Here is a 24,080-nt window from a genome sequence, read left to right as displayed (position 1 = left end):
CTCGCAGTGGTGGGGGTGCGCTGCGAGGAACGCTAGGTAGCGCCGGGCGCACGCGACAAGGAAGCTTTCCCGCATGGAGGGAAAGCCACGCACGGAGGGAAAGCCGTCCTGGGAGCTCGCGTCGGTCCGCAACGCGGCCCGGCTGCTCAAGGAGTTCTCCCGGACGGACCGCGAGCTGGGCGTCTCGGAGCTGGCCCGCCGCCTCGACCTCGCGACGTCCACGGTCCACCGCCTGCTCGCGACCCTCGCCGACGAGCGGCTCCTCGAACGCGGCCGCACCCCCGGGAGGTACCGGCTCGGCCTGGCGGTCTTCGACCTCGGCGCCGCCGTCGGGCCCAACCTGGACCTGCACGAGGCGGCGATGCCGGTCATGGCGACGCTGCGGGCGTCCACGGGCGAGACGGTCCAGCTGGCGGTCCTCGACGGCCTGGAGTCCGTCTACATCGACCGGCTCGAGAGCCCGCACACGGTCCGCATCTTCTCCCGCGTGGGCACCCGCCTCCCGGCGACGACGACGAGCACCGGCAAGGTCCTGCTCGCCGCCCTCCCCGCCGACGAGCTCGACGCCCGGCTCGCCGGCTGGCGGCCGAGCCGGATCACCCCGCGCACGATCGTCGACGCGCGGGTGCTGCGGACCCGGCTCCGCGAGATCGCCGAGCGGGGCTGGGCGGAGAACAACGAGGAGAGCCGGGTGGGCGTCGTGTCCGTCGGGGCGCCGGTGCACGACGCTGACGGGACCGTGATCGCGGCGCTGAGCGTCGCCGCCCCGACGGACCGGGCCGCGCCGGACGCGTTGCGCCGCATCCGATCCGGCGTGATCGACGCGGCGGGGGTCGTGTCCCGGCGGATCGGCGTCCGGCCCGCGTGACTGCGGCGATCAGATCGTCAGGACGATCTTCCCCGTCGTCCGGCCCTGCTCCCCCAGCCGGTGTGCGTCCGCGGCCTGCGCCAGCGGGAACGTCTCCGCGACGAGGATCCGCAGCTTCCCGTCGGTGTACAGCTCGACCAGTTCCGCGAGCCCGCTGCCGCCCGCCCGCACGTAGGCGCCGGACGCGTTCACCCCGCGCTCCTTCGCCGCCTCCAGTGCATCGGCGACCGCGACCGTCGGGAGGCAGATGAGCAGGCCGCCCGGCTTCAGGACATCGAAGGACCGGACCGCCGTCTCGCCGCCGACCAGGTCGTACACGAGGTCGACGGGCTCGACGACCTTCTCGAACGCCGTGCTCCGGTAGTCCACGACCTCGTCCGCGCCGAGCTCGCGGAGCAGCTCGTGCTTGGCCTCCGACGCCGTCCCGATCACGTGGGCGCCGCGGGCCTTGGCGATCTGCACGGCGAGGTGCCCGACCCCGCCCGCGGCGGCGTGGATCAGCACCCGCTGCCCGGCCTCCAGCTTCCCGACGTCGACGAGGCTCTGCCAGGCCGTCATCCCGGCGAGAGGCAGGGCCGCGGCCTCGACAACCGGCATGCCCTCCGGGCGCGCGACGAAGTGCCCGGCCGGGGCCGTCACGTACTCGGCGTAGGCGCCGTCCGGGCTCGGGAACCTGGCCATGCCGAGGACCGCGTCGCCCTCCGCGAACGCGCCGGCGGCCACGTCGACCACGCCCGCCGCGTCCCAGCCGACGGTGAAGGGCTTGCCGCCGAAGGACTTCGCCGGCCCCCCGCCACCGCGGGTCTTCCAGTCGATCGGGTTGACGCCGGCGGCCTCGACCCGCACCCGGATCTCGCCGGGCTCCGGCTCGGGCACCGGGACGTCGACGAGCTGAAGGACCTCGGGCCCACCGGTGGACTCACAGACGATCGCGCGCATGCCCGCTGTCTACCACCCCTTGTGAGTGGCGATGAGGGTGAGAGCGATCATCGCCACTCACAGGGGTCATCGGCCGGGGATGGGCTTCCCGCTGAAAACGAACTTGGTCGCGAGGGCGACCGGGTCGTAGGCCGCGGGTGTCTCCTCCTTGGAGGTCACGGTCACCGGGCGGGACTGGACGATGCAGACCGGATCGCCGGCGCGGCGGTGCCGGTCGATCACCCACTCGATGTCCACCGGGTAGCCGTAGTGGTCCTCGATGCACTTGACGGCGTCGGCGACCGCGCCGATCTGCTCCTCGTCGAGGACCTGACGGTCCGCGAGCTTGGCGGGCATGTCGATCTCGGTCACCCGGCCCTCGGCGAAGTCGAACGCGGACACGATCGCCTTGTGCGCGACGGTGTACTTGAGGATGCGGCCGTCGGCCTTGCCCACCTCCACGTGGTCCGGGTCAACGACGCCCTGCACGATCGCCTCGCCCCAGCCCCACGACGTCTCGATCACGATCCGGTCCGTCTTGCCGGTGACCGGGTGCACCGAGAACGCGACGCCCGACGCCCGGGCGTGGATCAGCTCGATCACGCCGACCGCGATCGGCATGTCGTGGTGGCTGATCCGCTTGCGGAGCCGGTACGCCAGCGCCCGCCCGGTGAACAGCGAACCCCAGCAGGCGCGGACGGCGTCGAGCACCCGCTCCGGCCCGGAGACCCCGAGGTAGGTGTCGAAGATGCCGGCGAAGCTCGCGTCCGCGGCGTCCTCCCCGGTGGCCGACGAGCGCACCGCGGTGGGCACGTTGACGTCGACGCAGCGCAGGCAGAGCTCCTCGTAGGCCTCGGTGATCTCGGCCCTCAGCTCATCGGACACCGGGGTGTCCTCGAACATCGCACGGATCTCCCGGGACGCGGCCTCCACCTCCGCGTCCGACGGCCCCGGTCCCGACGAGCCGCCGCCCAGACCGTCGATCACCGCCTGCACCCGGGCGTCCAGCCCGGACGCCGCGCAGTGCCGCAGGTAGGCGCCGACGCTCACCGCGAACCCCTGGGGCACGCTCACCCCGGCGCGGTGCAGCTCGGTCAGCCGGCCGATCTTGGACCCGGCCGCGGCGACCGCGCTGTCCGTGTCGACCTCGTCGATCCAGACGATCGAGTCCGTGCTGTGCGCGGCCCCTTCGGTCTCCGGCTCCACCAGAACCCCCGTCATCCGGCGACCTCCGCCGTGTCTCCGGTAGGCGCCTCCGCGAGCTCGGCGGCCCGCTTGAGGATCGTGACCTTACCGTTCGTGCCGTCGACCTCGACCGTGTCGCCGTCCTTGATGGCGACGGTCCCGACGCCGACCGCGGTCACCGTCGGGACGCCGTACTCCCGGCCGACGATCGCCGCGTGCGAGAGCATCCCGCCGCCGTCACAGACCGCGCCGGCGATCTTGCCGAACGCCGGGGTCCAGCTCGGCGACGTCGACTCGCACACCAGGATCGAGCCCGGCTCGAGGCGGTGCATGTCGTCGCTGGACTGCAGGACGCGGGCGATGCCGGTCGCCATGCCCTTGGCCGCCGCGACCCCGGCCAGCGTGGTCTCCTCGGCCGCGTTCGGGTTCTGCACCGCGCGGATCGCCGCGGGGTTGAGGCCGAAGATCTCGATGAGCACCGGGTCCTCGACGGTGTCCGGGACCGTGCCGAGCACCTTGGGCATCGACGAGCGCAGCGCGCCCCAGTGGTCGAAGTACTGGCGGCGGTCGGCGACCAGGCTCTTGAGCTCGCCCTGGTAGGGCTTGCCGTTCGCGACGTCCTGCAGCTCGGGCCAGAACAGGTAGAGCAGGTCGTCCTTGTGGTCGGCGCCGAGCCGGTTCGCCAGCTCCTGGGAGATCCGCCGGAGCGGGATCATGACCTTGAGGTCGATGTAGAAGTTGTGGTCGTCCTGCCACCACGGGAAGTTGGCGTCGAGGTTGGACTGCAGGCCGGCGTCGAAGACCGCCTGCTCCTCCTTGGTCAGCCCCGAGCGCGCCGTGTCGATCGCGGCCTCCCGCTCGGCCATCGCGTTGCGGGCGGCCGCCTCGAAGTCGTGGTCCTCCTCCTTCAGGACGAAGGTCTTGACCAGGTCGAGCGGGATCGTGTTGTCCTCGATCCAGCTGGGCACGCCGACGTCGCAGGTCGCCTCCTGGCGGTGGCCGTAGACCTGCAGGAAGTCGTCGAAGTCGGTGAGCCACACCGACGCGGCACCGCCGTGGGCCGAGAGCGCGGCCCGCAGGCCCCCGCCGGTGTTGTCCGCGAACACCTGGCCGAGGCCGGCCTGCCGGGCCTTGACCGCGAGCTTGTAGAGCTCCCGGTCGGTCTCCATGATCTTGGTGTCCTCGCCCTGGAGGAACCTGCCGATGTCGGCGGTGTTGATGCCCATCTCGGCACACGCCCCGTAGAAGCCCAGGAAGTTCACCAGCAGCGGGTACATCACCCCGAAGTGGATCTCCATCGAGCGCTGGTGGTAGCGCCGGGCCTGGGTGAGCAAGGTCGGGAAGTCACCGGTGGGTGCGGTGGTGAGGTCGATGCCCTGGAAGTACTGCCAGGTGGCCTCCAGCTCGTCGCGGCCCGCCGCCCACGTCTGCTTGTAGTTCTGCAGGAACCGGGGGAGGTTCGTGCCGAGCCGGTTGGCCCGGGCCCCGATCTCGCGGGGGTCGGACTCGGGGATCGCGGAGCCGTAGAGGTGGGTGCCCGCGAAGCGGGACGTGATGCCGCGCCCGGGCGGCAGCGGCAGCGCCTCGGCGGCGTGCTGAGTGCCCCAGCAGTAGCCGTCGTGGCCCCAGGCGAAGGCGGCGAGCGGGGTCATCCCGCGCGACCAGTGGAAGTCGAGGTACCAGAACTTGTCCTCGTCCGCACTTGTGAACGGCCCGGTGCCGTCGATGATGTAGGGCGAGGCGATGTGCTCGGGCTTGAAGCCCGGGTACCACTCACCCGTGTAGGGCTCGACTGGGACGACGTTGGCCATGACGATCTCCTGGAGGCTCGCGGTTGCGGAGGACCGTGACAGGCGCCACAACCCCCTCACAACCACCTCGTTCCGCCCTGCCGAACGGTCAGGTCCGTTCGCTCAGGCCGAACGGCGCCCTGTCGGGCCGCTGACCAGCGGATCTAGTTTCGGCGTCATGCTCAGCGCGGAGAAGAACCGACGGCTCACCCAGGTCGGACCGGGCACGCCCATGGGTGAGTTGTTGCGCCGTTACTGGTGGCCGGTCGCCACCCACGACATGGCCACGCGCGTCCCGGTGAAGCGCCGGCTGCTCGGCGAGGACCTCGTCCTCTACCGGGACGGGAACGGGACCGTCGGGCTGCTGGCCGAGCAGTGCCCGCACCGCCGGGCCGCGCTGTGGCTCGGCTGCACGGAACAGGAAGGGCTGCGCTGCGGGTACCACGGCTGGCGCTTCGACGAGTCGGGACAGTGTCTCGAGCAGCCCGGCGAACCCGCGGAGTCGACCTTCAAGGACCGGATCCGGGCCACCGCGTACCCGGTGCAGGAGCTGGGCGGGCTGGTCTTCGCCTACCTCGGACCCGCGCCCGCGCCGGAGCTCCCCCGCTACGACCTCTTCGTGTGGGAGGACGCCTGGCGGGACATCGGGCACGCCGAGCTGCCCTGCAACTTCGTGCAGATCATGGAGAACTCGGTCGACCCGTACCACGTCGAGTGGCTGCACGGCCGGTACGGATCGTTCCTCCGGGAGCTCGACGGCCGCGGCGGGCCCCTGCCCGTCGTCACGAAGAAGCACGTCAAGGTGGCGTTCGAGGTCTTCGAGCACGGCATCCTCAAGCGCCGGGTGCTCGAGGGGCACACCGAGGAGGACGAGGACTGGAAGGTAGGGCACCCGCTCGTCTTCCCGCACATGCTCCGGGTGGGGGCGGCCGGGCTGGCCACCTTCCAGATCCGCGTCCCGATCGACGACGAGAACACCTGGCACGTCTGGTACCAGACCTACCGGCCCGAGGGCGGGGCGCCGCCGCAGGAGTCCGTGCCGGTCTACGAGGTGCCGCTGCGCGACGAGAAGGGCGAGTACCTGCGGGACTACGTCGACGGGCAGGACATCGTCGCGTGGATCACCCAGGGCCGGGTGTCCGACCGGACCCAGGAGCACCTCGGGAAGTCCGACCTGGGCGTCATCCTGCTGCGCAAGCTCTACGCGGAGCAGATGGACCGGGTCGCGTCCGGGCTCGACCCGCTGTGCACCTACCGCGAGCCGCACGACGTGATCGACCTGCCGATGGAGAAGGACAAGTTCGGCTCCGCGGTGGAGTTCCGGCAGCTCTGGACCCGCGAGAGCTCGATCCGCTACTCCCCCATCAAGGACGAGATCTTCGAGCTCTTCGGGGACCCCGTGCCCGCCTGGGTGTCATGAACTTCTGTCCCGGCTGCGGGGCCTCGCTGGAGACCGAGGCCAGTTTCGTGCAGGAGTTCTGGTCGGGTGCCGACCGGAACTTCCTGTGCTGGTGCGCGGCCTGTGACCTGCTGTCCACCGTCGTCCTGCCGGCGATGATCGTCTCTCACGAACCGGAGCACTGATGAACGCGTTGCTGCTCGACGTCGGCGGGGTGATCTTCCGGTCCGGCTCCGAGATGCTCGGGGTGCTCGGCGTCCGCGAGCCCGCCGCCCGCGCGGTCACCGCCCGCCGCGGGCCCCTCGGCCCGGAGCCCGACCCGGACTGGGCGGCGATGCTGCGCGAGGAGATCACCGAGCGCGAGTACTGGGCGCGGCGCTGCGCGGAGATCGGCGGGGCGCTCGGCCGGGACTGGTCGATGCACGAGTTCATGCACGCCCTCTACGACCTCTCCGGCGAGGAGCTGATCCGGCCCGGAGCCGCCGCCCTGATCGCCGACGCCCGGGCCGACGGAGTGCCGGTCGGGGTCCTGACCAACGACCTGAAGGCCTTCCACGGTGCCGCCATGGCCTCGCATTCGGTGTTCGAGCAGGTCGACGTCCTGGTCGACGCCTCGGTCACCGGAATCCTCAAGCCCGATCCCCGCGCCTACGCCCTCGCGATCGCGAAGCTCGGCGTGCCCCCGCAGGACATCGTCTTCGTCGACGACATGCCCTGGAACGCCGCCGGGGCGAGCCGCGCGGGCCTGCGGGCGATCCAGCTGGACCTGCTCGACCCCGACCTGGCGTTCCTCACCGCCCGCGCCGCTCTGGGCCTGAAGATGGCGGCGTGAGCAGCGAGGTCGCGGTCGTCGTCGGGGCGTCCGGCGCGCTCGGGTCCGCGATCACGACACGGCTGGCCGGCGCGGGGCTGCCCGTCGTCGCCGTCGCCCGGAAGGCGCCTGCGGACGGGCCCGACGTCACCGGATGTGCGGCGGACATCGGCACCGACGAGGGCGCGGCCGCGATCACCGACGCCGTGGGTGGCCGGCCGGTGCGGATGGTCGTGCAGGCGGCGGGGCTGCCGGCCACCGGGCCGCTGGAGACGATCGACCCGGACGCGCTGGGACACGTCGTGGGGCTCGAGGTGGGCGGGCTGCTCCGACTGGTCCGGGCCGTCGACGGGCAGCTCCGGGAGGGCTCCCGGATCGTCGCGCTGGGCGGGCACTTCGGCAGCGAGCCCGCGCCCTACGCGTGCGCCGCGGGCGTCACCAACGCGGCTGGCCCCGGAGGCCTCGGCCCTGCACGGGGCCACCCTGGCGCTCGACCTCGGCGCCCGGAAGGGGCTGTTCTGACGGGGCCGGGTAGATCTCCCCGTCCGCTCACGGCCGGATCATGCCCTCCAGCGCCGCTCGGGCGGCAGCGTCCCGCGCCGCGATCCGCTGGAGGTCCTCGGCCAGCGCGCGCAGCCACTCGTCGACGCCGAGGGGTCTCCTGCTGATCACCACGCCCCGCACGACCTGACGCAGCTCCGCGGTCAGCGTCCCGTGAGCCGCCTCCCGCAGCTCGAGATCGCGCTCGTGGCCGTGCACCACCATCGCAACGGCCCGGCCCTCCCGCCCGGCGAGCCGGTCCGACAGCCCCCGCCGGTACTCCACCTCGACCATGCCCGGGGGCAGCGCATCCGCCAGCGCACCGGTCAGCACCCGCGCCTGCGACGCGACGTCCGCCCGGTCCGCGCGGAGCATCGCCGCGAGGAGCTGGACGTCCCCGAGGGGGCCCAGACCGCTGGGTTCTCCGGCGTTCATCGGTCCGTGAGGGGCAGGACGAGCTGCGGTGTCGGGATCCGGTGGTCCGGCCGCAGCGGGCGCACCGCCGTCCCGATCGCGAAGAACTCCGTGGTGTGCCCGCCCCAGCGGTGCCCGTGCGAGAGCAGTTGCACCCCGACGATGCCCTCGGCGTGCAACTGCTCGGCCTCGGTCTGCATCCGGCTCATCGCGAGCTCGCGCGCGTCGTAGAGGGCCTCGGTGAACTGCGGGAGCTCCACGTTCTGCCCGATGTTGCCCATCGCCTGCCAGAACCGTTGGTGGGCGATGTGGTAGACGCAGGAGCCCATCGTCATCCCGAGCGGGGCGTAGCCGGCCTGGATCAGCGTCCAGAAGTCCTGCCCGGACAGGTCGGAGGTGAACGGCTGGTTCTTGTTGTTGCGCCAGGAGTGGCCGTCCGGCGTCGTCGGCTCGTCCGCCTTCACCGCGGTGCCCACGGCGATGAACTCGGCGAGGTCCGAGCCGAACTCCTTGAACTCGATGTCCAGGCGCACGCCGACGATCCCGTCCGCGCCGAGCTGGTCCGCCTCGGCCTCCATTCGGGTCATCGCGAGCTCGCGGGCGTGGTACATCGCCTGGGACAGGACCGTGAGCTCCTGGTTCTTGTTCCACCGGCCCATCTGGAACCCGACGTGGTAGATGCTGGACCCGAGTACCAGCCCGAGCGGCCGGAAGCCCGCCTCCCGGACCAGCAGGAACTCGTTGACCGAGAGGTCGGAGGTGAACAGGCTGGTCGACTGGCCCGGGCGCATCTCGGCGAGCCGGCGCATCGCGTCGTCGGGGATGCGCTGCTCGGTGGGGTCGGCGGTCACGCGGACGTCCTTCCGGAACGGGGGCTCATCGAAGAGGCAGGTAGGTCAGGGACCGGGTCGGCACCGCCGGCCCGGCGTGGAAGCGGACCAGCGACGTGCCGAACACGGTCGCCTCCGCGACGTGGTCCCGGTGGTTCTCCCCGGGCTCGATCTCCCACGTCCGCAGACCCATCGACGAGACGATCGCGCCCTCGGCGCCGGTGGCCCGCACGTGCGCGGCGAAGCGCTGCCGGGCGTCCGCGCGGGCGTGGGTGACCAGCTCGGTGTACCCGGTGACCTCGACGTTCCCGGCACCCCAGGACGTCTGCTGGCGGGTGGCCCAGTCGTCGTGCCGGATGGCGACGGAGATGCCGAAGACCAGGTCCGTGGGCATCCACCCGGCTCGCAGGAGCTTCGCGACGTCCGTCGCCGCCAGGGCGGTGCCGAAGACGCGGGCGGGCCGCGTCCGGCTGCGGGCCCGGACGGCGGTGCCGAGCGCCGTGAACTCGCGGGTGCCGCCCTCCATGTGGTCCTGGCTCACCGTCACGCCGACGACGCCGTCCGCGCCGATCGCGCTCGCTTCCTGTGCCATGCGGTCCATCGCGGTGGCGTAGCCGTGGTCGAGCGCAGCGACGTAGGGACCGAACCCGGCGAACCGCTGCCGGTCCGACGACGTGATCGTCGGCACCGAGCCGTCGGAGAACGCGCCCCAGCCGGTGTAGCCGCAGCCGCGGTACCCGGCCCAGCCGATCCGCTGCACGATGCTGCCCATCACCTCGCCCACCGGGTCGAAGCCGGCGTCGGTGAGCCCGAAGGCGGCCGGGGCGGTCAGCAGCGATGTCCAGGCCCCGCCCGCGGCGGCGCGCCGCACCCGTTCCGCGGCGACGGGCGGCAGGCCCCGTCCGTCCCAGTCGGCCATCCGCGACCCCCGTCCGTCACGATCGACACTAGTGCCGCGAACCCCTCGGCGTGGGGAACGGGAAAGACCTTCCGAAGTGCGCCGATGCTCCCGATCGTCCGGCCTCGTCCGCACCCGGCACGTGACGCCGCCCTGCCTGGGCCGCCTCCTGCTGCCCCTTCAGGAAGTTCCTGATCCGGCAGACACCGCCCTTCCAGAGTCGGCTCGACCCAAGACCCCACCGGGGACTCCAGGACGGCCGCGTACCGCTCGGTCAGCGCGGCGAGCAATCCCGCCACGCGGTCCGGCGGGTGCCGGCCGTCGAGCAGGTGGACCGTCACGATGGGCGCGCCGGCGACGTTAGGCGCGCGCGACGGCCGGCCTACCACGTCGTTCGCGAACCCGGAACGAACTGCTCGCCGTCGACGACCGACGGTCCGCGCTTCTCCCAGTCCAGGTAGCGCTGGGTCTCCACGAGGACGGCCCCGCCGAGCCAGAGGGCGACGACACCGTCGTCGACCAGGCCGAACACCGAGAACAGCAGCTCGGGCACGACGTCGACCGGCGAGACCAGGTACGCGAGGGCGAGGACGAGCATCGCGAGCCGGCCGCGGCTGAGCTCCGGGTACTTCCCGCTCAGCGCGGCGCCCGCCATCCGGGGGAGGACGCGCAGCCGGTCCGCGAACCCGGGGGCACCGGGCCTGCGGCCTTCCGACAGCGCTCGCCAGAGGGCGCGGAACGCCGCGAGCTTCCGGGGGCCGTACCTGGTCGTCGCCACGATCCGGTCAACGCCGGACATCTCGCCTACGTTCCCGCGAGGTAGCTCTCGAACGCCTCGATCTCCACCGTGAGGCCCGGATCGGCCGCCTCGCCCCAGAGCTCGCGTCCCGGGAACCGGACCGTGTAGAGCCATTCGGGCTGCTCACCGGCACCGTGGGCGTTGCTGTCCGGCAGGACGTGGGCGCCGTGGACACGCTCGACCACCCCTTCCTTCCCACGCGCGTACCGCGGCAGCCGGGTGTGGCCGACCAGGTGGACGTTGCGGGTCCGGACCCGGTCCCCCACCGCGAAACGCGGGGTCGAGTCGATCGGCCGGTCGGCGGAGCTCCCCTTTGCGAGGACGCCCGGGACGGCCGACGCCGCGAGAACCGGCCCGGGCCTCCCCGGCCTCAGCGCACGGCGTTCGGCCAGCTCGTCGGCCCCGACCAGGCCGGCGCCGACGAGGAGCCGCTCGAGCGCCTTGATCCAGATCGCGTAGTAGCTGGACGTCAGGTACTCCCCCGGCGGGAGGCTCTCCCGGGCGGAGCGGCTGGCGTCGATGGTCCAGCCGCCGGGAAGGGCCGCGGCGAGGGTCAGCGCGAGCGCGCGGCGTTCCCAGTCGGCGTGGAACCGCTCGTCCTCGGGTTCGGGGCGCACCGGGCCGAAGCCCATCATCCCGCCCAGGTCGGCGACGGTGTTCACGCCGGAACCTCGACGAGCCCCGTGCCGATCATCGAGTCCCGGCTGACGAGCGCGGCGAGGGACCCCTCGTCCCAGCCGTCCGTGCCCTCCGGCCGCCGGGGCACCACGAGGTACCGCACCTCCGCGGTCGAGTCGTGGACGGTGATCCGGGTGTCCGTGGGCAGGGTCACGCCGAAGTCCGCCAGCACGCCGCGCGGGTCGATCACCACGCGCGAGCGGTAGGCCGGGGACTTGTACCAGGTCGGGGGCAGCCCGAGCACCGGCCACGGGTAGCACGAGCAGAGCGTGCAGACGACGAGGTGGTGCTCGTCCGCCGTGTTCTCGACGGCCACCATGTGCTCGCCCTGCCGCCCGCCGTACCCGAGCTCCGCGATCGCCGCGGTCGCGTCGGTGAGCAGCCGCTCCCGGTAGGCGGGATCGACCCACGACCGCGCGACCACGTGGGCCCCGTTGCGCGGTCCGACGTCCTTCTCGTAGGTCTCGATGATCACGTCGAGCGCCGCCGGCTCGACGTACCCCTTCTCGACGAGGATGGACTCCAGCGCCTCCACCCGAAGCGTCATGTCCTTCTCGTCCATGCGATCAAGCCTGCTACGGCTGGATCGCCATCACAACCGCCTTGGGCTCGGTGAAGAACTCCCGGCTGAAGTTCCCGCCCTCGCGGCCCCAGCCCGAGTCCCCGACGCCGCCGAACGGGGCGCGCAGGTCCCGGACGAAGAAGCAGTTCGTCCAGACCGTGCCGGCCCGCAGTGCCGCGGCCACCCGGTGCGCGCGCGAGAGGTTCTCGGTGAACACCATCGCGTTGAGGCCGTACGGGGAGTCGTTCGCGAGCCGGACCGCCTCGGCCTCGGAGTCGAACGGCGTCAGCGTCACGACCGGCCCGAACACCTCCTCGCGCTGGATCGGCGCGTCCGCGGGGGCGTCGACGATCACGGTGGGCCGGACCGTCCAGCCGTCGCCGCGGCCGCCGGTCAGCACCTTCCCGGCGGGGTCCTCGAGGTACCCGCACACCTTCTTCCAGTGCGTCTCCGACGCCAGCGGGCCGATCTGGGTCCGCGGGTCCGCCGGATCCCCGACCACGAGCGCTTCGGCCGCCGCGACGAACCGGGCGGTGAACTCGTCGAACACCGCATGCTCGACGTAGAGCCGGCTGCCCGCGAGGCACACCTGCCCGGCGTTGGTGAAGATCGCCTTGATCGACCAGTCCACGGCCGCGGCGAGGTCCGCGTCCGCGAAGACGAGGTTCGCCCCCTTGCCGCCCAGCTCGAGGCTGACCGGCGTCAGGTTCCGCGCCGCCGCCGCGGTGATCGCCCGCCCGGTGCCGGACTCGCCGGTGAAGGTGATCCGGTCGACCCGGGGATCCGTCGTGAGCGCCTCGCCCGCGGAGTCCGGGCCGTAGCCGTGCAGGACGTTGAGCACGCCGGACGGCAGACCGGCCTCGACCGCCAGCCGGGCGAGGATCGTCGCGGAGGCCGGGGTGTCCTCCGCGGGCTTGAGCACGATGGTGTTGCCCCAGGCCAGGGCGGGCGCGACCTTCCAGGACTCCAGCATCAGCGGGAAGTTCCAGGGCGCGATCGCGGCGACCACCCCGGCCGGTTCGAAGCGCGCGTAGGCGTGGTGGCCGGTGTCCATCGGATACGCCTCGGCGGTCGCGAGCCGGGCGTGGTCGGCGAAGAAGCGGAAGTTCTGGGCGGTCCGGGGCACGTCCTTGCCCGCGGCGTCCGCGACGGGTTTGCCCATGTCCCGGGAGTCCGCCCGCGCGAGCTCGTCCGAGTTCTCCTCGACGAGGTCGGCGAGCCGGTGCAGCAGCGCGCCACGCTCGGCGTGCCCCATCCGCGGCCACGGCCCCTCGTCGAACGCCCGGCGGGCCGCGGCGACGGCGTCGGAGGCGTCCTCGGCGGTGCCGAGCGCGACGTCCGCCCAGGGTTCGCGGGCCCAGGGATCGACCGAGTCGAACCGGGCTCCGTGGCGCGAACCGCGCTCCTCGCCGTCGATGACATGCCCGAAAGACACCATGCGCCGAGGTTGGCAGCCGCCGCCCGGGCGAGGAACGGGGCTGTTCGCACGGGCGGAACACCCGGGCGCGAGACCGCTGAAGATCGCCCGACAGGCCCTAAGCTCGATGATCGTGAGTGACGTGACGGTCGCCCGGCAGGTGCTCGACGTGCTGGCGGACCACGGTGCGACGACGGTGTTCGGCCTCCCCGGGGTGCACGACCTCGCATTCTGGGGCCCCGCTCGCGCGGAGCGTGGCACCGATCCCGCACCCGTCGTCGTCCGGCACGAGCAGACCGCCGTCTACGCCGCGGACGGCTGGGGGCGGCGGAGCGGGCGGCTGGGCGCAGCCGTCGTGACGACCGGCCCGGGCGCGGCCAACGCCGTCGCGGCGTTCGGCGAGGCCGCGGCGTCGCACTCGCCCGTCGTGCTCGTCGCGTCCGAGATCCCGGCCGCCGCGGCACGGTCCGGGCGGTTCCGCGGTGTGCTGCACGAGTCCAGGAACCAGGCGGCGCTGTTCGCCCCGCTGGCCAAGGCGGTGTTCCGGCCACGGACGCCGGAGGGGGTCGCAGCCGTGATCGCGGAGGCGGCGGCCACGGCGTTGCGGCATCCGCGGGGTCCGGTCTACGTCGACGTCCCGGCGGACGTCCTCGGCCGGCCCGCCGCGGCCGAGCCGGTCGCCGCGGGCTCCGAGGCCCGCAGGACCCAGCCGTGGGCGAGCATCTCCGGCGCCGTCGACCTGCTCGCCGGGAGACGCGTCGCCGTCTGGGCCGGCGCGGCCGTCCTCGACGACGCCGAGGCGGTCGGCGCGCTGGCCGGTCGGCTCGGGGCGCCGCTGGCCACGAGCTTCCACGCGCGCGGGCTCCCCGGCTCCCTGGGTGTCCCGCCGCACGAGCCGGAGGTCGCGGCGGTGATCGGCGACGCGGACGTCCTGCTCGTCCTCGGCGGTGACCTCGACGGGATGAACACCCGGAACTGGACGATGCCGCGCCCTCCGGTGCTGGTGACCGTCGACCCGGCGCCGCCCGCGGACCCGCCGGAGTGGACCGCGGACGTCGCCCTCACCGGCGAGCTCCGCGGGCTGCTGCGGGTGCTCACCGAGCGGGTCCCGGCACACGAGCCGTGGTTCCCGGCCGACCTCGCCGCGCGCGTCCGCCGCGGACTTGATGCGGACGCGTCGACCCTGCTCGACGCCGTCGACTCCCGTCCCGACGGCACCGCGCTGGTCTGCGACATGGCCGTCGCCGGGTACTGGGCCGGCGGCTACGCACGCGTCACCGAACCGCGCGGGCTCGCCTACCCCGTCGGCTGGGGCACGCTCGGGTTCGGGCTCCCGGCCGCGGTCGGCGTGGCGTCGACCGGGGTGCCGACACTCGTCGTCTGCGGCGACGGCGGCCTGGTGATGGGTGTCGGCGAGCTCGCGACGCTGGTCCAGGAACGCCTGCCCGTGACCGTCCTCGTGGTCGACGACGGCGGGTACGGGATGCTCCGCTACGACCAGACACGGGCGGGCGTCGAGCATCGCGGGGTGGATCTGGTGACCCCCGACTTCGTGGCCCTGGCCAGGGCGTTCGGCGTCGAGGCGACCGATGTGCCGGCGCTGGACGGGCTCGGCGAGGCACTGCGGAAGGCGCTCGCCACGGGCGCGCCGCACCTGCTCCGGGTGGCGGCCAGGCTGACCCCGCCGCGTACCACGTCCCCGCGCTGGCACGAGGGCTGAGCCGAGGACTCCGGAATTCCACCTTGCGCATCTGCGCTATCGCGATATATCGTGATGGCACACGAGCTACTGAGATAGATCCAAGATGGATCATCCACCCCAGGAGGCTCGATCACGAGAATCATCGAGGAGACATCTGATGAACGCCATGAACCCCGCGTGGGACCCCAACGCCCTCTTCGCCATGGGTCAGCAGTTCGCTGACCAGTTCGGCCGCGGTCGCCGCGGTCGGCCCCCCTTCGGCCCCCGGCACGGCGGGCCCCGCCCCGACATGCGGGCGGACTCCGACACCACTCCTCCGGAGCGCCCCGAGGGCGACGAGCGCGGCCCCGGCCGGCGCGGACGTCGCCACGGCGGACCTCGGTTCGGTCCGGGCTTCGGGCCGGGCGGCCCCGGATTCGGCCCCGGAGGACCCGGCCGCGGCTTCGGCCCGGGCGGCCCCGGCGGTTTCGGCCCCGGTGGTCCGCGCGGTGGCGGCCGGCGCGGCCGTCGCACCAACCGCGGCGACGTCCGGCTGGCCGTCCTCGCCCTCGTCGCCGAGGCCCCGCGGCACGGCTACGAGATCATCCAGGAGATCGCCGAGCGCTCGGGCGGCCGCTGGAAGCCCAGTCCCGGCTCCGTCTACCCCACGCTGTCCCAGCTGGAGGACGAAGGCCTGGTGCGCGTCGAGCAGACCGACGGTCGCCGGGTCGTCCACCTCACCGAGGCGGGCACGACCTACGTCGCCGAGCACCGGGACGAGCTGGACAAGGTCTGGCAGTCCATGGACGCGGACGGCGAGGAGAACGAGCCGACCGGTGTCCTGTGGCAGCAGCTCGGCCTGCTCCACGCCGCCGCCCAGCAGGTGATCGCCACCGGCACGCCGGAGCAGGTCGCCGCGGCGACCGAGGCCCTCACCGAGGCTCGCAAGACGATCTACCGCCTGCTCGCCGAGTGACCTGTGCGCGCGCAGCCTCGTCAGAGCGAGGCTGCGCCCGCACGACCCCACCTGACCTGCGAGCGAAGGCCCCGGCACTCACCGAGCGCCGGGGCCTTCGTCATGCTGACCGAGTGGCGGGAGCCACTCAGCAGTCGCGCAGCTCGGGCGTCTGGTTCAGCACCTGACCCCGCGGCGAGACGAACTCCCGGTAGACGGCCGAGTCGACGGCGGCCGGCGCGAAGGCGGCGACCCGGTGGCAGTTCTGGAACGCCAGCACCACGCCGAAGTGCCGCTCCAGGGCACCGCGGATCGAGTTGCTGGCCAGGGCGCGCAGCAGCTGGCCACGGGCCTGCTCCGAAGGCGGCGGGACCTCGTGCTCACCGAACGGCGCGTCGGGCCGGGCGGCCTGGTCGTCGGCCGCGGCGGAGACGACCTCCCAGGCGTAGGGCAGCGAGTCGCGGACGACGGCGACGAACTGGGCGTCGTCCATCTCGCCGCGCTGGGCGGCGTCGATCACGGCGGTGGGGACGTCGAGGGACACGGGTTCTCCTTGGAGTGCTGGTCGGACAGAAATCGCTGGTGGGGCTGGTTCGCTGGTCGGGTTGGTTCGCTGGTCGGGCCGGGTCGTGAGTGCGCAGCCTCGCTAGAACGGGGCTACGCGCTCACAGGAGTGAAGTCGGGGTCGATCTGCGTGCTCAGGTCGGTGCCGGTCGCGGTGTTCGCCCAGGCCAGGGCGTTGCGCAGGTGGAACTCGACGGTGCCGCGGTGGTAGGCGGCCCAGTCCCGGTCCCGCGCGTCGAGGTCCGCGTGCAGGGCCTCCAGGACGGCGAGGTTCGCGGGCTCGAGCGCCTCGATCGGGAGGAGGTCCCCGCGCTCGGCGGAGCGGACCCAGGCGGACTGACCGAGCCAGCCGAGCAGCGCGTCGCCGACCTGGCTCCGCAGGTACTCCACGTCGGTGTCGTCGGCGACCTTGTTGCCCAGGACCCGGAGCGCGACGTCGTGGGCCCGCGCATGCTCGGCATACTGGGCGTGGACACCCACTCCGCGCCGGGTCGGCTCGCTGACCAGGACGGTCAGGTCGAAGCGGGTGAAGAGGCCGGAGGCGAACGCGTCCGCGCCGGCGGTCATGTCGACGACGACGTACTCCCCCGGCCGGTCGACCAGGTGGTTCAGGTAGAGCTCCACCGCGCCGGTCTTGGAGTGGTAGCAGGAGACGCCGATGTCCGACTCCTCGAACTCCCCCGTCACCAGGTACCGGACGCCGCCGGCCTCCGCCGAGTAGCGGGTGAGCAGCTCCCCGGACGGGTCGAGGCCGACCAGCCGCGACCCACGGCCCGGCGGGGTGGTCTTGATCATCACGTCGGCGGACGGGATGCGCGGGTTGTCCCCGCGCAGGTGCTCCTTCAGCCAGCCGAGGTCCGCGCCGAGCGGCCGCGGCGGGGCCGCGTCCGGGTCCGCCCCGAGCGCCACGCCGAGGTGCTGGTTGATGTCCGCGTCGATCGCGAGCACCGGGTGGCCCCGGGACGCGAGGTACCGGCTGAACATGGCCGCCGCCGTCGTCTTGCCGCTGCCGCCCTTGCCCACGAACGCGATCCGCACGCGTCATCCCTCCATCCGTCGTACTGACGAGGGTAACGGTAACCATGTTCACTAAAGGCTGACGTCGCCGGGTGACCCGGCGACGGAGAGTCAGCTGGAGCGCGAGGAGCGGCGCGCCGCGAGGGCCGCCCGCAGCGACGGCACCGGCGTCCCGGCGAGCGCCATGTTGCGCCGCGCCCGCCGCCGGGCGACGACCACGCCGACCAGCGCGAACGCCCAGATCACGTACTGCACGGTCCAGGCGACGCGGAACGCCTCCGGGGTGTAGCCGCCCGTGCCGCCGATCGCGCTGAGCACCAGCCCGATCGCCAGCGACACCAGCAGCGACGCGGTGAACCCACCGACGTTGACGATCCCGACCGCGGTCCCCCGCCGTCGCTCGGGGTTGAAGGTGCGCGCGAAGTCGAACCCGATCATCGAGCCGGGTGGGCCCAGCGCCAGGACCACGACCAGCACCACCAGCAGCCACAACGGCGCCGGCGGCGGCACGAGGAGCACGATCGTCCAGATCACCGCGTTGGAGCCGATCACGAGCATGACGAGGTTCGAGCGGCGCAGCGGGTGCCGGGCGGTGAACGTGCCGAACAACGGCCCCGCCACGATCCCGACGGCGACGAGCAGCGTCAGCATCAGGCTCGCCGTCCCGCTCGCGACACCCTGGCCCGCCACCAGGTACGGCACCCCCCAGAGCAGGCCAAACACCGTGCCGGAGAACTGCGTGCCCGTGTGCGTCCAGAGCCCCAGCCGGGTGCCGGGCTCGGACCAGGACTTCTTCAGCCCGTCGAGGACCTCACGCGGGGTCGGGGCGTCCGGGCGAGCCGCCGAGCCGTCCGGCCGCTCGCGGAAGATCGCCAGCACGGCGAGGGCCGCGACGACGCCGAGCGCCGCGGCGGACAGGAACGCCGGAGTCCAGCCCGGGCCGTGCAGCAACGCCGCCAGCGGGACCGCGCTCAGCACCTGTCCGATCTGCCCGAGCAGCCCCGTGAGCTGCGTCAGCATCGGCACCCGCCGGGCCGGGAACCAGGCGCCGATCACGGACAGGACGCTGATGAACGTCAGCGCGTCGCCCGCGCCGACGAGGACGCGCGCCGCGATGGCCAGCGGCAACGACGTCGCGAGCGCCAGCGCGGCCTGCCCCGCCGCCATCAGCAGCGCCCCGGCGACGACCATCGTGCGGGCGCCGAACCGGTCCAGCAGCACCCCGACCGGGACCTGCAACGCCGCGTAGACGAGCAGCTGCAGGACGATGAACCCGGACAGGATCGCGGGCGAGGCGTGGAACCGGGCGGCGGCGTCGAGGCCCGCCACCCCGAACGACGTCCGGTGCATCACCCCCACCAGATAGGCGAACAGACCGACGGACCAGACCACCAGGGGGCGACGCAGCACAGACATGAGGAGACAATGGTCCCCGATCCGCGGCCGGAACGGGGATGGTCTGCGGGCGGAGTCACGTTGTAACGGCCACAAGGCTGTCAGTCGGAGGTGCGCACGGTGCTGGATCCCGCGGAGCTGTACCGGATCGAAGAGGACGTGCCGAGCCTCGACGGGCCGGTGCTCCTGGTGGTGCTCGACGGTTTCGTCGACGCCGGAAGCGCGGGCGGTCTCGCCGTCGACGCCCTCGTCGAGAACAAGGAGTCCCGCAAGGTCGTCGAGTTCGACGTCGACCAGCTCGTGGACTACCGCTCGCGGCGGCCACCGCTGCGCTTCGACACGGACCACTGGGCGGGCTACACCCCGCCCCGGCTGGACGTCGTCGCGCTGGCGGACTCGGCGGAGGCGCCGTACCTGCTGCTGTCCGGGCCGGAGCCGGACACCCAGTGGGAGCGGTTCGCCGCGGCCGTCGCGCAGATCGTCGAGAAGCTGGGCGTGCGGCTGGTGATCACGCTGCACGGCATCCCGATGGCCGTGCCGCACACCCGTCCGATCGGGGTGACGGCGCACGCGACCCGGCGCGAGCTGACCGAGTCCCACGAGGCGTGGTTCGCCGAGGCCGAGGTGCCGGGCAGCGCGGCGGCGCTGATGGAGTTCCGGCTCGGCGAGGCCGGGATCGACGCCATGGGCTTCGCCGTGCACGTCCCGCACTACCTCGCGCGTGCCGCGTACCCGCAGGCCGCGCGGACCCTGCTGGACCACGCCGCGCTCGCGTCCGGGCTGTACCTGCCCACCGAGTCGCTGTCGCGGGCCGCCGAGCGGACCGAGGCGGAGATCGCCGAGCAGGTCCAGAACTCCGACGAGGTGGCGCAGGTCGTGCAGGCGCTGGAGAAGCAGTACGACATGGTCGCGAGCGGACGGGGCGAGCGCTCCGGCGCCGGGCTGGGCGGGCAGCTGCCGAGCGCGGACGAGCTGGCGGCCGAGGTCGAGCGGTTCCTCGCGGACCAGGACGACGCGGACGGCAAGGACGAGAGCTGATCTCCCCCGGCTGATCTCCTCGGGATAGCGACAGGGTCCGCACAGCGAACTCCCAGGCTCCGGGCGCAGGGTGGGTCATGGCCGGCCGGCGCCCGTCCCCCTCCCGGGCCCCGGCCGTGCCACCCGCGACTCGCGTGGCCTCGGACCCCGACTCGCGGGGCTTGTGATCGCGACTCGCGGGTGCATCCGCACCTGCAACTTCCCGGAGGACCGGACCTCCGACCACCGGGTCGGGTACAAGGCTTACAACCGCGCATCGGTGCTCGACGACGTGCTCGGCGCACCGGACGCAGCGGAGCTGTCGCTCACGGTCCGTATACGCCCCACACCGCGGCGTGACAGTCGGGGCTACCGCCTGACCAGCGCTAACAATCCCCCTCGGGGATGCGACCTAAGCAGTTGGTGACTGACGGACAGATTCGAGGGCGTGTGAGATCACAAGAAGGGCGGCGGACGGTTCCCCCGACGCGGCGAGCTCTGGTGCTGCGCCTCGCTGCGGATCTCGCGCTCGCCGCCGCGGCCGCCTCCGTGGCGTGGCTGCTGCTCGCACCGCCCCGTTCGGCCTTCTTCGATCCCCGGACGACGCACCTCGCGCTGGATGTTGCGACCGTGGTGACGGCGGGCGCGATCGTGGTGCTGGGCGTCCTGGGCTGCCGGGCCCTGCGCCATCCCCGACCGGCATGGGTGGGTGCGGCGTTCGGGCTCTACGGCGCGGTCGCGGTGTTCCCGACGGCTCTCGGCCCGCGGGCGCTCCACGACACGCCGGGGCTCCTCGCTTCCATTGCGGCGGCGGACCTCGCCGTGGTCCTCGTGCTTCTCGTCGCCCCTCGTCCACCGTCTCGCCCCGGTGTCTGGGGGGCGTGGGCCGCCGCGGCGTTCGGGGGCGTGCTCGCGGTGATGGTCCCCGCCGCTGGCCCCGCGGCGGTCCACGTCCTCGCGTCGCGGCCGTTGCAGGCCGTCACGACACTGGGCTGGGCCCTCGTCACGCTCATCGGCCTGGTCACGGGGTACCGCCGACGCCGACTCGTCACCTCACGGGTCGCGGTCGGGTTCGCGCTCCTCGCCGCGGCGCACGTCCACCGGTTCGTCGTCGGCAGTGGACTCGCCGAACCGGACCTCCTCTTCAACGGGCTCGAACTGCTCGGTGTGATCGTCGTGTTGGCCGGGTGCGCCGGCCGGTTGCGAGGCGAGGTGAGCGTGCTGATGTCGGAGCGCGAGGAGCAGCGGCTCGAGCTGCGGGAGGCCGCACGCCATGCGCAACGCGCCGCCGAGCTCGCCCATGACCGTGACCACGAGCTGGCGAACGGGCTGGCCGGGCTGTCCGGCATCGCCTTCCTGCTCGACCAGCCGACAGCCGGCGTCGACGCGCGTGCGCTGAGGTCGGTCGCGCTGGCCGAGCTGTCGCGACTGCACGGTCTCCTCGGCGGAGGCCCGCGTGACACGTCCTCGGGCGTCTACGACGCGGCCGACGTCGTGTCCGAGCTCGGCGTGATGCGCCGGGCGGCCGGGATGGACCTCGACGTCACCACCGATCGGGATCTGCCGGTGAAGGGCAGGCGCGACGCACTCGCGCAGGTGCTCGTCAACCTCCTGGGCAACTGCGAGCGGCACGCTCCGGGCAGCCCGGTCCGGATCAGCGCCCGCCGCTGCGAGACGAGCGTCGTCGTCGAGGTCCGGGACGAGGGCCCGGGCATCCCCGGCGGAGCAGAACGCACGGTGCTGCAGCGCGGGGTGAGCGTCGGCGACACGGGCGGCTCGGGTCTCGGTCTCGCCGTGATTGCCCGCGTGGTCGACGAGCAGGGCGGTGGCCTGCGCGTGCTCGCCCGCGAGCCGGACCGCCCCGGGTTCGCCGTCAGGGTCGAGCTCCCCGTCGCCGATGAGACGCCGCGGTCGCTGCGCGGCGAACACTGACGCCATCCTCCCGCGCCCCTGGACAGCCTGATGCCTGATCGAGCAGAGCACGAGAACGGTGCCGGCGGACATCGGGTGCTCATCGTCGACGACCACGCCCTGTTGAGTACGACGCTTGTGATCGCCCTGCAGACGCGGGGGATCGCCGCGCGTCGGAGCGAGGTCGGAACCGAGGAGATCCGTCTGGTCATCGCCGGGTCGGCGCCCGGCGTCGCCTTGGTCGACGTCGACCTCGGGACGGACCCCGACGGCCGGGCGCTGAGCGGGGTCGACCTCGTGCCGGTCCTCGTTGGCGCCGGGTGGCGGGTCGTGATGCTGACCGGGGGCGCGGGCGAACCCGAACTCGCCGCGGCGGTGGTTGCGGGTGCCACCGGCTGGTTGCACAAGATGACGCCCTTCGAGGACCTGTTGGACGCCGTGCTGGCGGTGGTCGCGGGGGATCAGGTGCTGTCGGAGAACGAGCGGCTGCGCCTGACGCGACTGCACTACGCCCAGCACGCCCACCAGCAGGCTCGGCGCGCGGGCTTCGACCGGCTCACGGCGCGCGAACGCGAGGTCCTGCGGGGTCTCGTGGCGGGCAAGCGAGCCGCGGCGATCGCCGAGGAGTCGGTGGTGTCGCTCGCGACCGTGCGCGCGCAGATCCGCTCGATCCTGGCGAAGCTGGAGGTCACCTCACAGCTCGAGGCGGTGGCACTGGTGCGGGAGATCGAAGGGCTCTGAGTTCCCGAACGTGTTGTTCCGGTGCAGGAAAGTGCGGGGCGTCACACCTGAATCTGAGGTTCCGACTTGGATGAGGGCACCGGTCGGGCGGGCTAGATGATCACTGGTCGTAGCCTGGCTGGAGGCGTCGTGTCGGGCTCACTCGTGAGGTTCCTGCCGCCCCGTTCGCGGAGCTGGCTCGCCGGGGGTCTGCGGCCCGGCACGGCGCCGGCCGTGGCCTGACTCGACAGAGGTGTTCGACCACCCCGGGAGCTGGAAGTCGGAGTGTCGGCCACGGTCCCCTTGACGGAGTCGAGGAAGGGACACCGACGTACGGTGATCGTGATCGGCATCGACCCGCACAAGTCCAGCCACACCGCTGCCGCCCTCGACATCCAGTCGCACGCGGTCGTGGACCGGCTCCGAGTCGACGCGACGACAACGGACTATCGACGCCTACTCGCGTGGGCCAGGCGCCTGGGCGAGCGCGCAGACGAGCGTCGTTGGGCGGTTGAGAACGCCGAGGGTCTTGGGCGGCATCTGTCTCAGTGGCTACTGGCCCGCGGCGAGACGGTCGTCGATGTGTCCGCGACGGCCACTGCCCGGGTCCGCGAGTTGTCCCGCGGCGGCAAGCGCAAGACCGACGTGCTCGACGCCGCCGCCGCGGCGAGCGTTGCAGCGGCACAGGGCGACGCGAGACCGGTCGCGGCCGAGGGCGTGGCGAGCGTGTTGAAGATGCTCGACGAGCGTCGTCGCAACCTCACCCAGCAGCGCACCCGCAGCGTGAACCAACTGCATGCGCTGCTGCGTGAGCTGCTGCCTGGTGGAGCTCGCACCGACTTGACCGCCGACCACGCCGCGACGACCCTTGCGCGAGTCAGGCCTGTGTCGGTCGCCGAGCAGGCGCGCAAGCAGCTCGCCCGCGACATCATCGCCGACATCCGTCGTCTCGATGCCCAGCTCAAGGCGAACAAGGCGCAGATGGCCGAGGTCGTCGCGCAGACCGGCAGCAGGCTGCCCGACATCGACGGCGTCGGGCCGGTGGTGGCAGCCCGGCTGCTCGGACGCACCGGGCGAGCGTCTCGGTTCCCCACCGCGGCGGCGTTCGCCTCCTACTGCGGGGCAGCGCCGATCGAGGTCTCCAGCGGAGACCGGGCGCGACACCGGCTGTCACGACAGGGCGATCGCCAGCTCAACAACGCTCTGCACACGATCGCGCTGGCCCAGGTCCGCATGCCCGGCAGCCGAGGACGCACCTACTACGACCGCACCCTCGCCCGCGGCAAGACCCACGCCGAGGCGATGCGCTGCCTGCGACGGCGACTGGCCGACCACGTCTGGCGGAGCATGATCAGCGATGAGCGACGGATGGCGGCGGGCCCGGGAGGGCAAGCGGGAGCGACTCTGACATCCAGCGCGGCCGGCCTGATCCCGGAAGCCGACTCTTCGGAGAGGCCACTTCCCGGACCCACCACGCGCAAGCCTACGACGTCGACGCCGCCGTCTCCGGCGGCTTGACAGAACACAGAGGTTCCCCCGGTAGCTCGGAGACCGACGATCATGGCCGTAGGCCGTGAAGGGAGTCTCTGTGGCAGCACCGAAGAAGTACCCCGACGAGCTGCGTGAACACGCTGTCCGTCTCTACCGCAAGACGCACCCGCGCCCGGTGATCCGCCGGCTGGCCGAGCAGCTGGGCGTGCACCACGAGGCG

General features: G+C 72.8%; 24 protein-coding genes and 1 pseudogene. 12 read left to right on the top strand and 13 right to left on the bottom strand.

Annotation, left to right across the window (positions count from 1 at the left end; genetic code table 11):
• Positions 1-73 precede the first annotated feature (73 nt).
• Positions 74-868: an IclR family transcriptional regulator gene (locus JWP64_RS25160; RefSeq protein ID WP_297501966.1), complete on the top strand. Its 795-nt coding sequence runs from the start codon at positions 74-76 to the stop codon at positions 866-868.
• A 9-nt stretch (positions 869-877) separates the two neighbouring features.
• On the opposite strand, the gene JWP64_RS25155 is transcribed toward JWP64_RS25160, so the two are convergent.
• The 3 genes from JWP64_RS25155 to JWP64_RS25145 form a co-directional block, all read right to left on the bottom strand.
• Positions 878-1,807: an NADP-dependent oxidoreductase gene (locus JWP64_RS25155; RefSeq protein WP_297501963.1), complete on the bottom strand. Its 930-nt coding sequence runs from the start codon at positions 1,805-1,807 to the stop codon at positions 878-880.
• 66 nt (positions 1,808-1,873) lie between these two features.
• On the bottom strand, positions 1,874-3,007 hold the full coding sequence (locus JWP64_RS25150) for a PEP/pyruvate-binding domain-containing protein (protein WP_297501960.1): 1,134 nt from the start codon (positions 3,005-3,007) through the stop codon (positions 1,874-1,876).
• The gene (locus JWP64_RS25145) at positions 3,004-4,782 is read right to left on the bottom strand and encodes a PEP-utilizing enzyme (protein WP_297501957.1); all 1,779 of its coding nucleotides are present in this window, start codon (positions 4,780-4,782) and stop codon (positions 3,004-3,006) included. The genes JWP64_RS25150 and JWP64_RS25145 overlap by 4 nt, the downstream gene beginning before the upstream one ends.
• Positions 4,783-4,939: 157 nt before the next feature.
• Here JWP64_RS25145 and JWP64_RS25140 point away from each other — a divergent pair, with 157 nt between their 5' ends.
• From JWP64_RS25140 to JWP64_RS25125, 4 genes are read left to right on the top strand one after another with little or no spacing between them, the layout of a single operon-like run.
• Positions 4,940-6,181 (top strand): Rieske 2Fe-2S domain-containing protein, encoded by a 1,242-nt coding sequence (locus JWP64_RS25140; protein ID WP_297501954.1) that lies wholly within the window; start codon positions 4,940-4,942, stop codon positions 6,179-6,181.
• Positions 6,178-6,345, top strand: a complete 168-nt coding sequence (locus JWP64_RS25135; RefSeq protein ID WP_297501951.1) for a hypothetical protein — start codon at positions 6,178-6,180, stop codon at positions 6,343-6,345. The genes JWP64_RS25140 and JWP64_RS25135 overlap by 4 nt, the downstream gene beginning before the upstream one ends.
• Positions 6,345-6,992: an HAD-IA family hydrolase gene (locus tag JWP64_RS25130; protein WP_297501949.1), complete on the top strand. Its 648-nt coding sequence runs from the start codon at positions 6,345-6,347 to the stop codon at positions 6,990-6,992. Before JWP64_RS25135 ends, JWP64_RS25130 begins: the two co-directional genes overlap by 1 nt.
• Positions 6,989-7,639: an SDR family oxidoreductase gene (locus tag JWP64_RS25125; protein WP_297501946.1), complete on the top strand. Its 651-nt coding sequence runs from the start codon at positions 6,989-6,991 to the stop codon at positions 7,637-7,639. The genes JWP64_RS25130 and JWP64_RS25125 overlap by 4 nt, the downstream gene beginning before the upstream one ends.
• Here JWP64_RS25125 and JWP64_RS25120 read toward each other — a convergent pair.
• The 7 genes from JWP64_RS25120 to JWP64_RS25090 form a co-directional block, all read right to left on the bottom strand.
• Complete coding sequence (locus JWP64_RS25120) at positions 7,521-7,946, bottom strand: hypothetical protein (protein ID WP_297501944.1); 426 nt, start codon at positions 7,944-7,946, stop codon at positions 7,521-7,523. The two genes, JWP64_RS25125 and JWP64_RS25120, sit on opposite strands and share 119 nt — an antisense overlap.
• A complete protein-coding gene (locus tag JWP64_RS25115; RefSeq protein ID WP_297501941.1) occupies positions 7,943-8,776 on the bottom strand; it encodes a heavy metal-binding domain-containing protein in 834 nt (277 codons plus the stop codon). Before JWP64_RS25115 ends, JWP64_RS25120 begins: the two co-directional genes overlap by 4 nt.
• A 25-nt stretch (positions 8,777-8,801) precedes the next feature.
• Positions 8,802-9,674 (bottom strand): heavy metal-binding domain-containing protein, encoded by an 873-nt coding sequence (locus JWP64_RS25110; protein WP_297501938.1) that lies wholly within the window; start codon positions 9,672-9,674, stop codon positions 8,802-8,804.
• Between the two features lie 361 nt (positions 9,675-10,035).
• A complete protein-coding gene (locus JWP64_RS25105; RefSeq protein ID WP_297501935.1) occupies positions 10,036-10,452 on the bottom strand; it encodes a YkvA family protein in 417 nt (138 codons plus the stop codon).
• Between the two features lie 5 nt (positions 10,453-10,457).
• Positions 10,458-11,114: a nitrile hydratase subunit beta gene (gene nthB, locus JWP64_RS25100; protein WP_297501932.1), complete on the bottom strand. Its 657-nt coding sequence runs from the start codon at positions 11,112-11,114 to the stop codon at positions 10,458-10,460.
• Positions 11,111-11,692, bottom strand: a complete 582-nt coding sequence (nthA, locus tag JWP64_RS25095; protein ID WP_297501929.1) for a nitrile hydratase subunit alpha — start codon at positions 11,690-11,692, stop codon at positions 11,111-11,113. The genes nthB and nthA overlap by 4 nt, the downstream gene beginning before the upstream one ends.
• A gap of 13 nt (positions 11,693-11,705) precedes the next feature.
• Positions 11,706-13,130 carry an aldehyde dehydrogenase gene (locus tag JWP64_RS25090; protein ID WP_297501926.1) on the bottom strand — a complete coding sequence of 475 codons (1,425 nt, stop codon included), beginning with the start codon at positions 13,128-13,130 and terminating at the stop codon, positions 11,706-11,708.
• A gap of 112 nt (positions 13,131-13,242) precedes the next feature.
• Here JWP64_RS25090 and JWP64_RS25085 point away from each other — a divergent pair, with 112 nt between their 5' ends.
• Positions 13,243-14,829, top strand: a complete 1,587-nt coding sequence (locus JWP64_RS25085) for a thiamine pyrophosphate-binding protein (RefSeq protein WP_297501924.1) — start codon at positions 13,243-13,245, stop codon at positions 14,827-14,829.
• A 139-nt stretch (positions 14,830-14,968) separates the two neighbouring features.
• Complete coding sequence (locus JWP64_RS25080; protein ID WP_297501923.1) at positions 14,969-15,766, top strand: PadR family transcriptional regulator; 798 nt, start codon at positions 14,969-14,971, stop codon at positions 15,764-15,766.
• A 127-nt stretch (positions 15,767-15,893) separates the two neighbouring features.
• On the opposite strand, the gene JWP64_RS25075 is transcribed toward JWP64_RS25080, so the two are convergent.
• The 3 genes from JWP64_RS25075 to JWP64_RS25065 all read right to left on the bottom strand — a co-directional run bounded on the left by JWP64_RS25075 (position 15,894) and on the right by JWP64_RS25065 (position 18,742).
• Positions 15,894-16,289, bottom strand: coding sequence for an SCO5389 family protein (locus JWP64_RS25075; RefSeq protein WP_297501920.1), 396 nt, complete (start codon positions 16,287-16,289; stop codon positions 15,894-15,896).
• Positions 16,290-16,402: 113 nt separating this feature from the next.
• Positions 16,403-17,347, bottom strand: a complete 945-nt coding sequence (locus JWP64_RS25070) for an AAA family ATPase (protein WP_297501917.1) — start codon at positions 17,345-17,347, stop codon at positions 16,403-16,405.
• Positions 17,348-17,437: 90 nt separating this feature from the next.
• A complete protein-coding gene (locus JWP64_RS25065) occupies positions 17,438-18,742 on the bottom strand; it encodes an MFS transporter (protein WP_297501914.1) in 1,305 nt (434 codons plus the stop codon).
• A gap of 99 nt (positions 18,743-18,841) precedes the next feature.
• Here JWP64_RS25065 and JWP64_RS25060 point away from each other — a divergent pair, with 99 nt between their 5' ends.
• The 5 genes and pseudogenes from JWP64_RS25060 to JWP64_RS25040 all read left to right on the top strand — a co-directional run bounded on the left by JWP64_RS25060 (position 18,842) and on the right by JWP64_RS25040 (position 23,887).
• The gene (locus tag JWP64_RS25060) at positions 18,842-19,759 is read left to right on the top strand and encodes a PAC2 family protein (protein WP_297501911.1); all 918 of its coding nucleotides are present in this window, start codon (positions 18,842-18,844) and stop codon (positions 19,757-19,759) included.
• A gap of 184 nt (positions 19,760-19,943) precedes the next feature.
• Positions 19,944-20,051: pseudogene (locus JWP64_RS25055) on the top strand (peptide chain release factor 1); the annotation flags it as partial.
• Between the two features lie 188 nt (positions 20,052-20,239).
• Entirely contained in the window at positions 20,240-21,670 is a 1,431-nt protein-coding gene (locus tag JWP64_RS25050) for a HAMP domain-containing sensor histidine kinase (RefSeq protein ID WP_297501908.1), read from the top strand.
• Between the two features lie 30 nt (positions 21,671-21,700).
• Positions 21,701-22,390 carry a response regulator transcription factor gene (locus JWP64_RS25045; protein WP_297501905.1) on the top strand — a complete coding sequence of 230 codons (690 nt, stop codon included), beginning with the start codon at positions 21,701-21,703 and terminating at the stop codon, positions 22,388-22,390.
• A gap of 321 nt (positions 22,391-22,711) precedes the next feature.
• Positions 22,712-23,887 carry an IS110 family transposase gene (locus tag JWP64_RS25040; RefSeq protein ID WP_297501901.1) on the top strand — a complete coding sequence of 392 codons (1,176 nt, stop codon included), beginning with the start codon at positions 22,712-22,714 and terminating at the stop codon, positions 23,885-23,887.
• The last annotated feature ends 193 nt before the right edge of the window (positions 23,888-24,080 follow it).

The sequence above is a fragment of the Pseudonocardia sp. genome (assembly GCF_025465255.1).
Lineage (GTDB): Bacteria > Actinomycetota > Actinomycetes > Mycobacteriales > Pseudonocardiaceae > Pseudonocardia.
The sequence above is the reverse complement of the archived record's forward strand: the minus strand, read 5'-3'. Positions and strand labels throughout refer to the sequence as shown.

Bases quoted from the DNA above. Each gene is read 5' to 3' on its own strand.
- JWP64_RS25110 (WP_297501938.1), bottom strand. From the start codon at position 9,674: ATGGCCGACTGGGACGGACGGGGCCTGCCGCCCGTCGCCGCGGAACGG.
- JWP64_RS25120 (WP_297501944.1), bottom strand. From the start codon at position 7,946: ATGAACGCCGGAGAACCCAGCGGTCTGGGCCCCCTCGGGGACGTCCAG.
- JWP64_RS25045 (WP_297501905.1), top strand. From the start codon at position 21,701: ATGCCTGATCGAGCAGAGCACGAGAACGGTGCCGGCGGACATCGGGTG.
- JWP64_RS25065 (WP_297501914.1), bottom strand. From the start codon at position 18,742: ATGTCTGTGCTGCGTCGCCCCCTGGTGGTCTGGTCCGTCGGTCTGTTC.
- JWP64_RS25160 (WP_297501966.1), top strand. From the start codon at position 74: ATGGAGGGAAAGCCACGCACGGAGGGAAAGCCGTCCTGGGAGCTCGCG.
- JWP64_RS25145 (WP_297501957.1), bottom strand. From the start codon at position 4,782: ATGGCCAACGTCGTCCCAGTCGAGCCCTACACGGGTGAGTGGTACCCG.
- nthA (WP_297501929.1), bottom strand. From the start codon at position 11,692: ATGGACGAGAAGGACATGACGCTTCGGGTGGAGGCGCTGGAGTCCATC.
- JWP64_RS25080 (WP_297501923.1), top strand. From the start codon at position 14,969: ATGAACGCCATGAACCCCGCGTGGGACCCCAACGCCCTCTTCGCCATG.
- JWP64_RS25140 (WP_297501954.1), top strand. From the start codon at position 4,940: ATGCTCAGCGCGGAGAAGAACCGACGGCTCACCCAGGTCGGACCGGGC.
- JWP64_RS25150 (WP_297501960.1), bottom strand. From the start codon at position 3,007: ATGACGGGGGTTCTGGTGGAGCCGGAGACCGAAGGGGCCGCGCACAGC.
- JWP64_RS25105 (WP_297501935.1), bottom strand. From the start codon at position 10,452: ATGTCCGGCGTTGACCGGATCGTGGCGACGACCAGGTACGGCCCCCGG.
- JWP64_RS25155 (WP_297501963.1), bottom strand. From the start codon at position 1,807: ATGCGCGCGATCGTCTGTGAGTCCACCGGTGGGCCCGAGGTCCTTCAG.
- JWP64_RS25130 (WP_297501949.1), top strand. From the start codon at position 6,345: ATGAACGCGTTGCTGCTCGACGTCGGCGGGGTGATCTTCCGGTCCGGC.
- JWP64_RS25090 (WP_297501926.1), bottom strand. From the start codon at position 13,130: ATGGTGTCTTTCGGGCATGTCATCGACGGCGAGGAGCGCGGTTCGCGC.
- JWP64_RS25135 (WP_297501951.1), top strand. From the start codon at position 6,178: ATGAACTTCTGTCCCGGCTGCGGGGCCTCGCTGGAGACCGAGGCCAGT.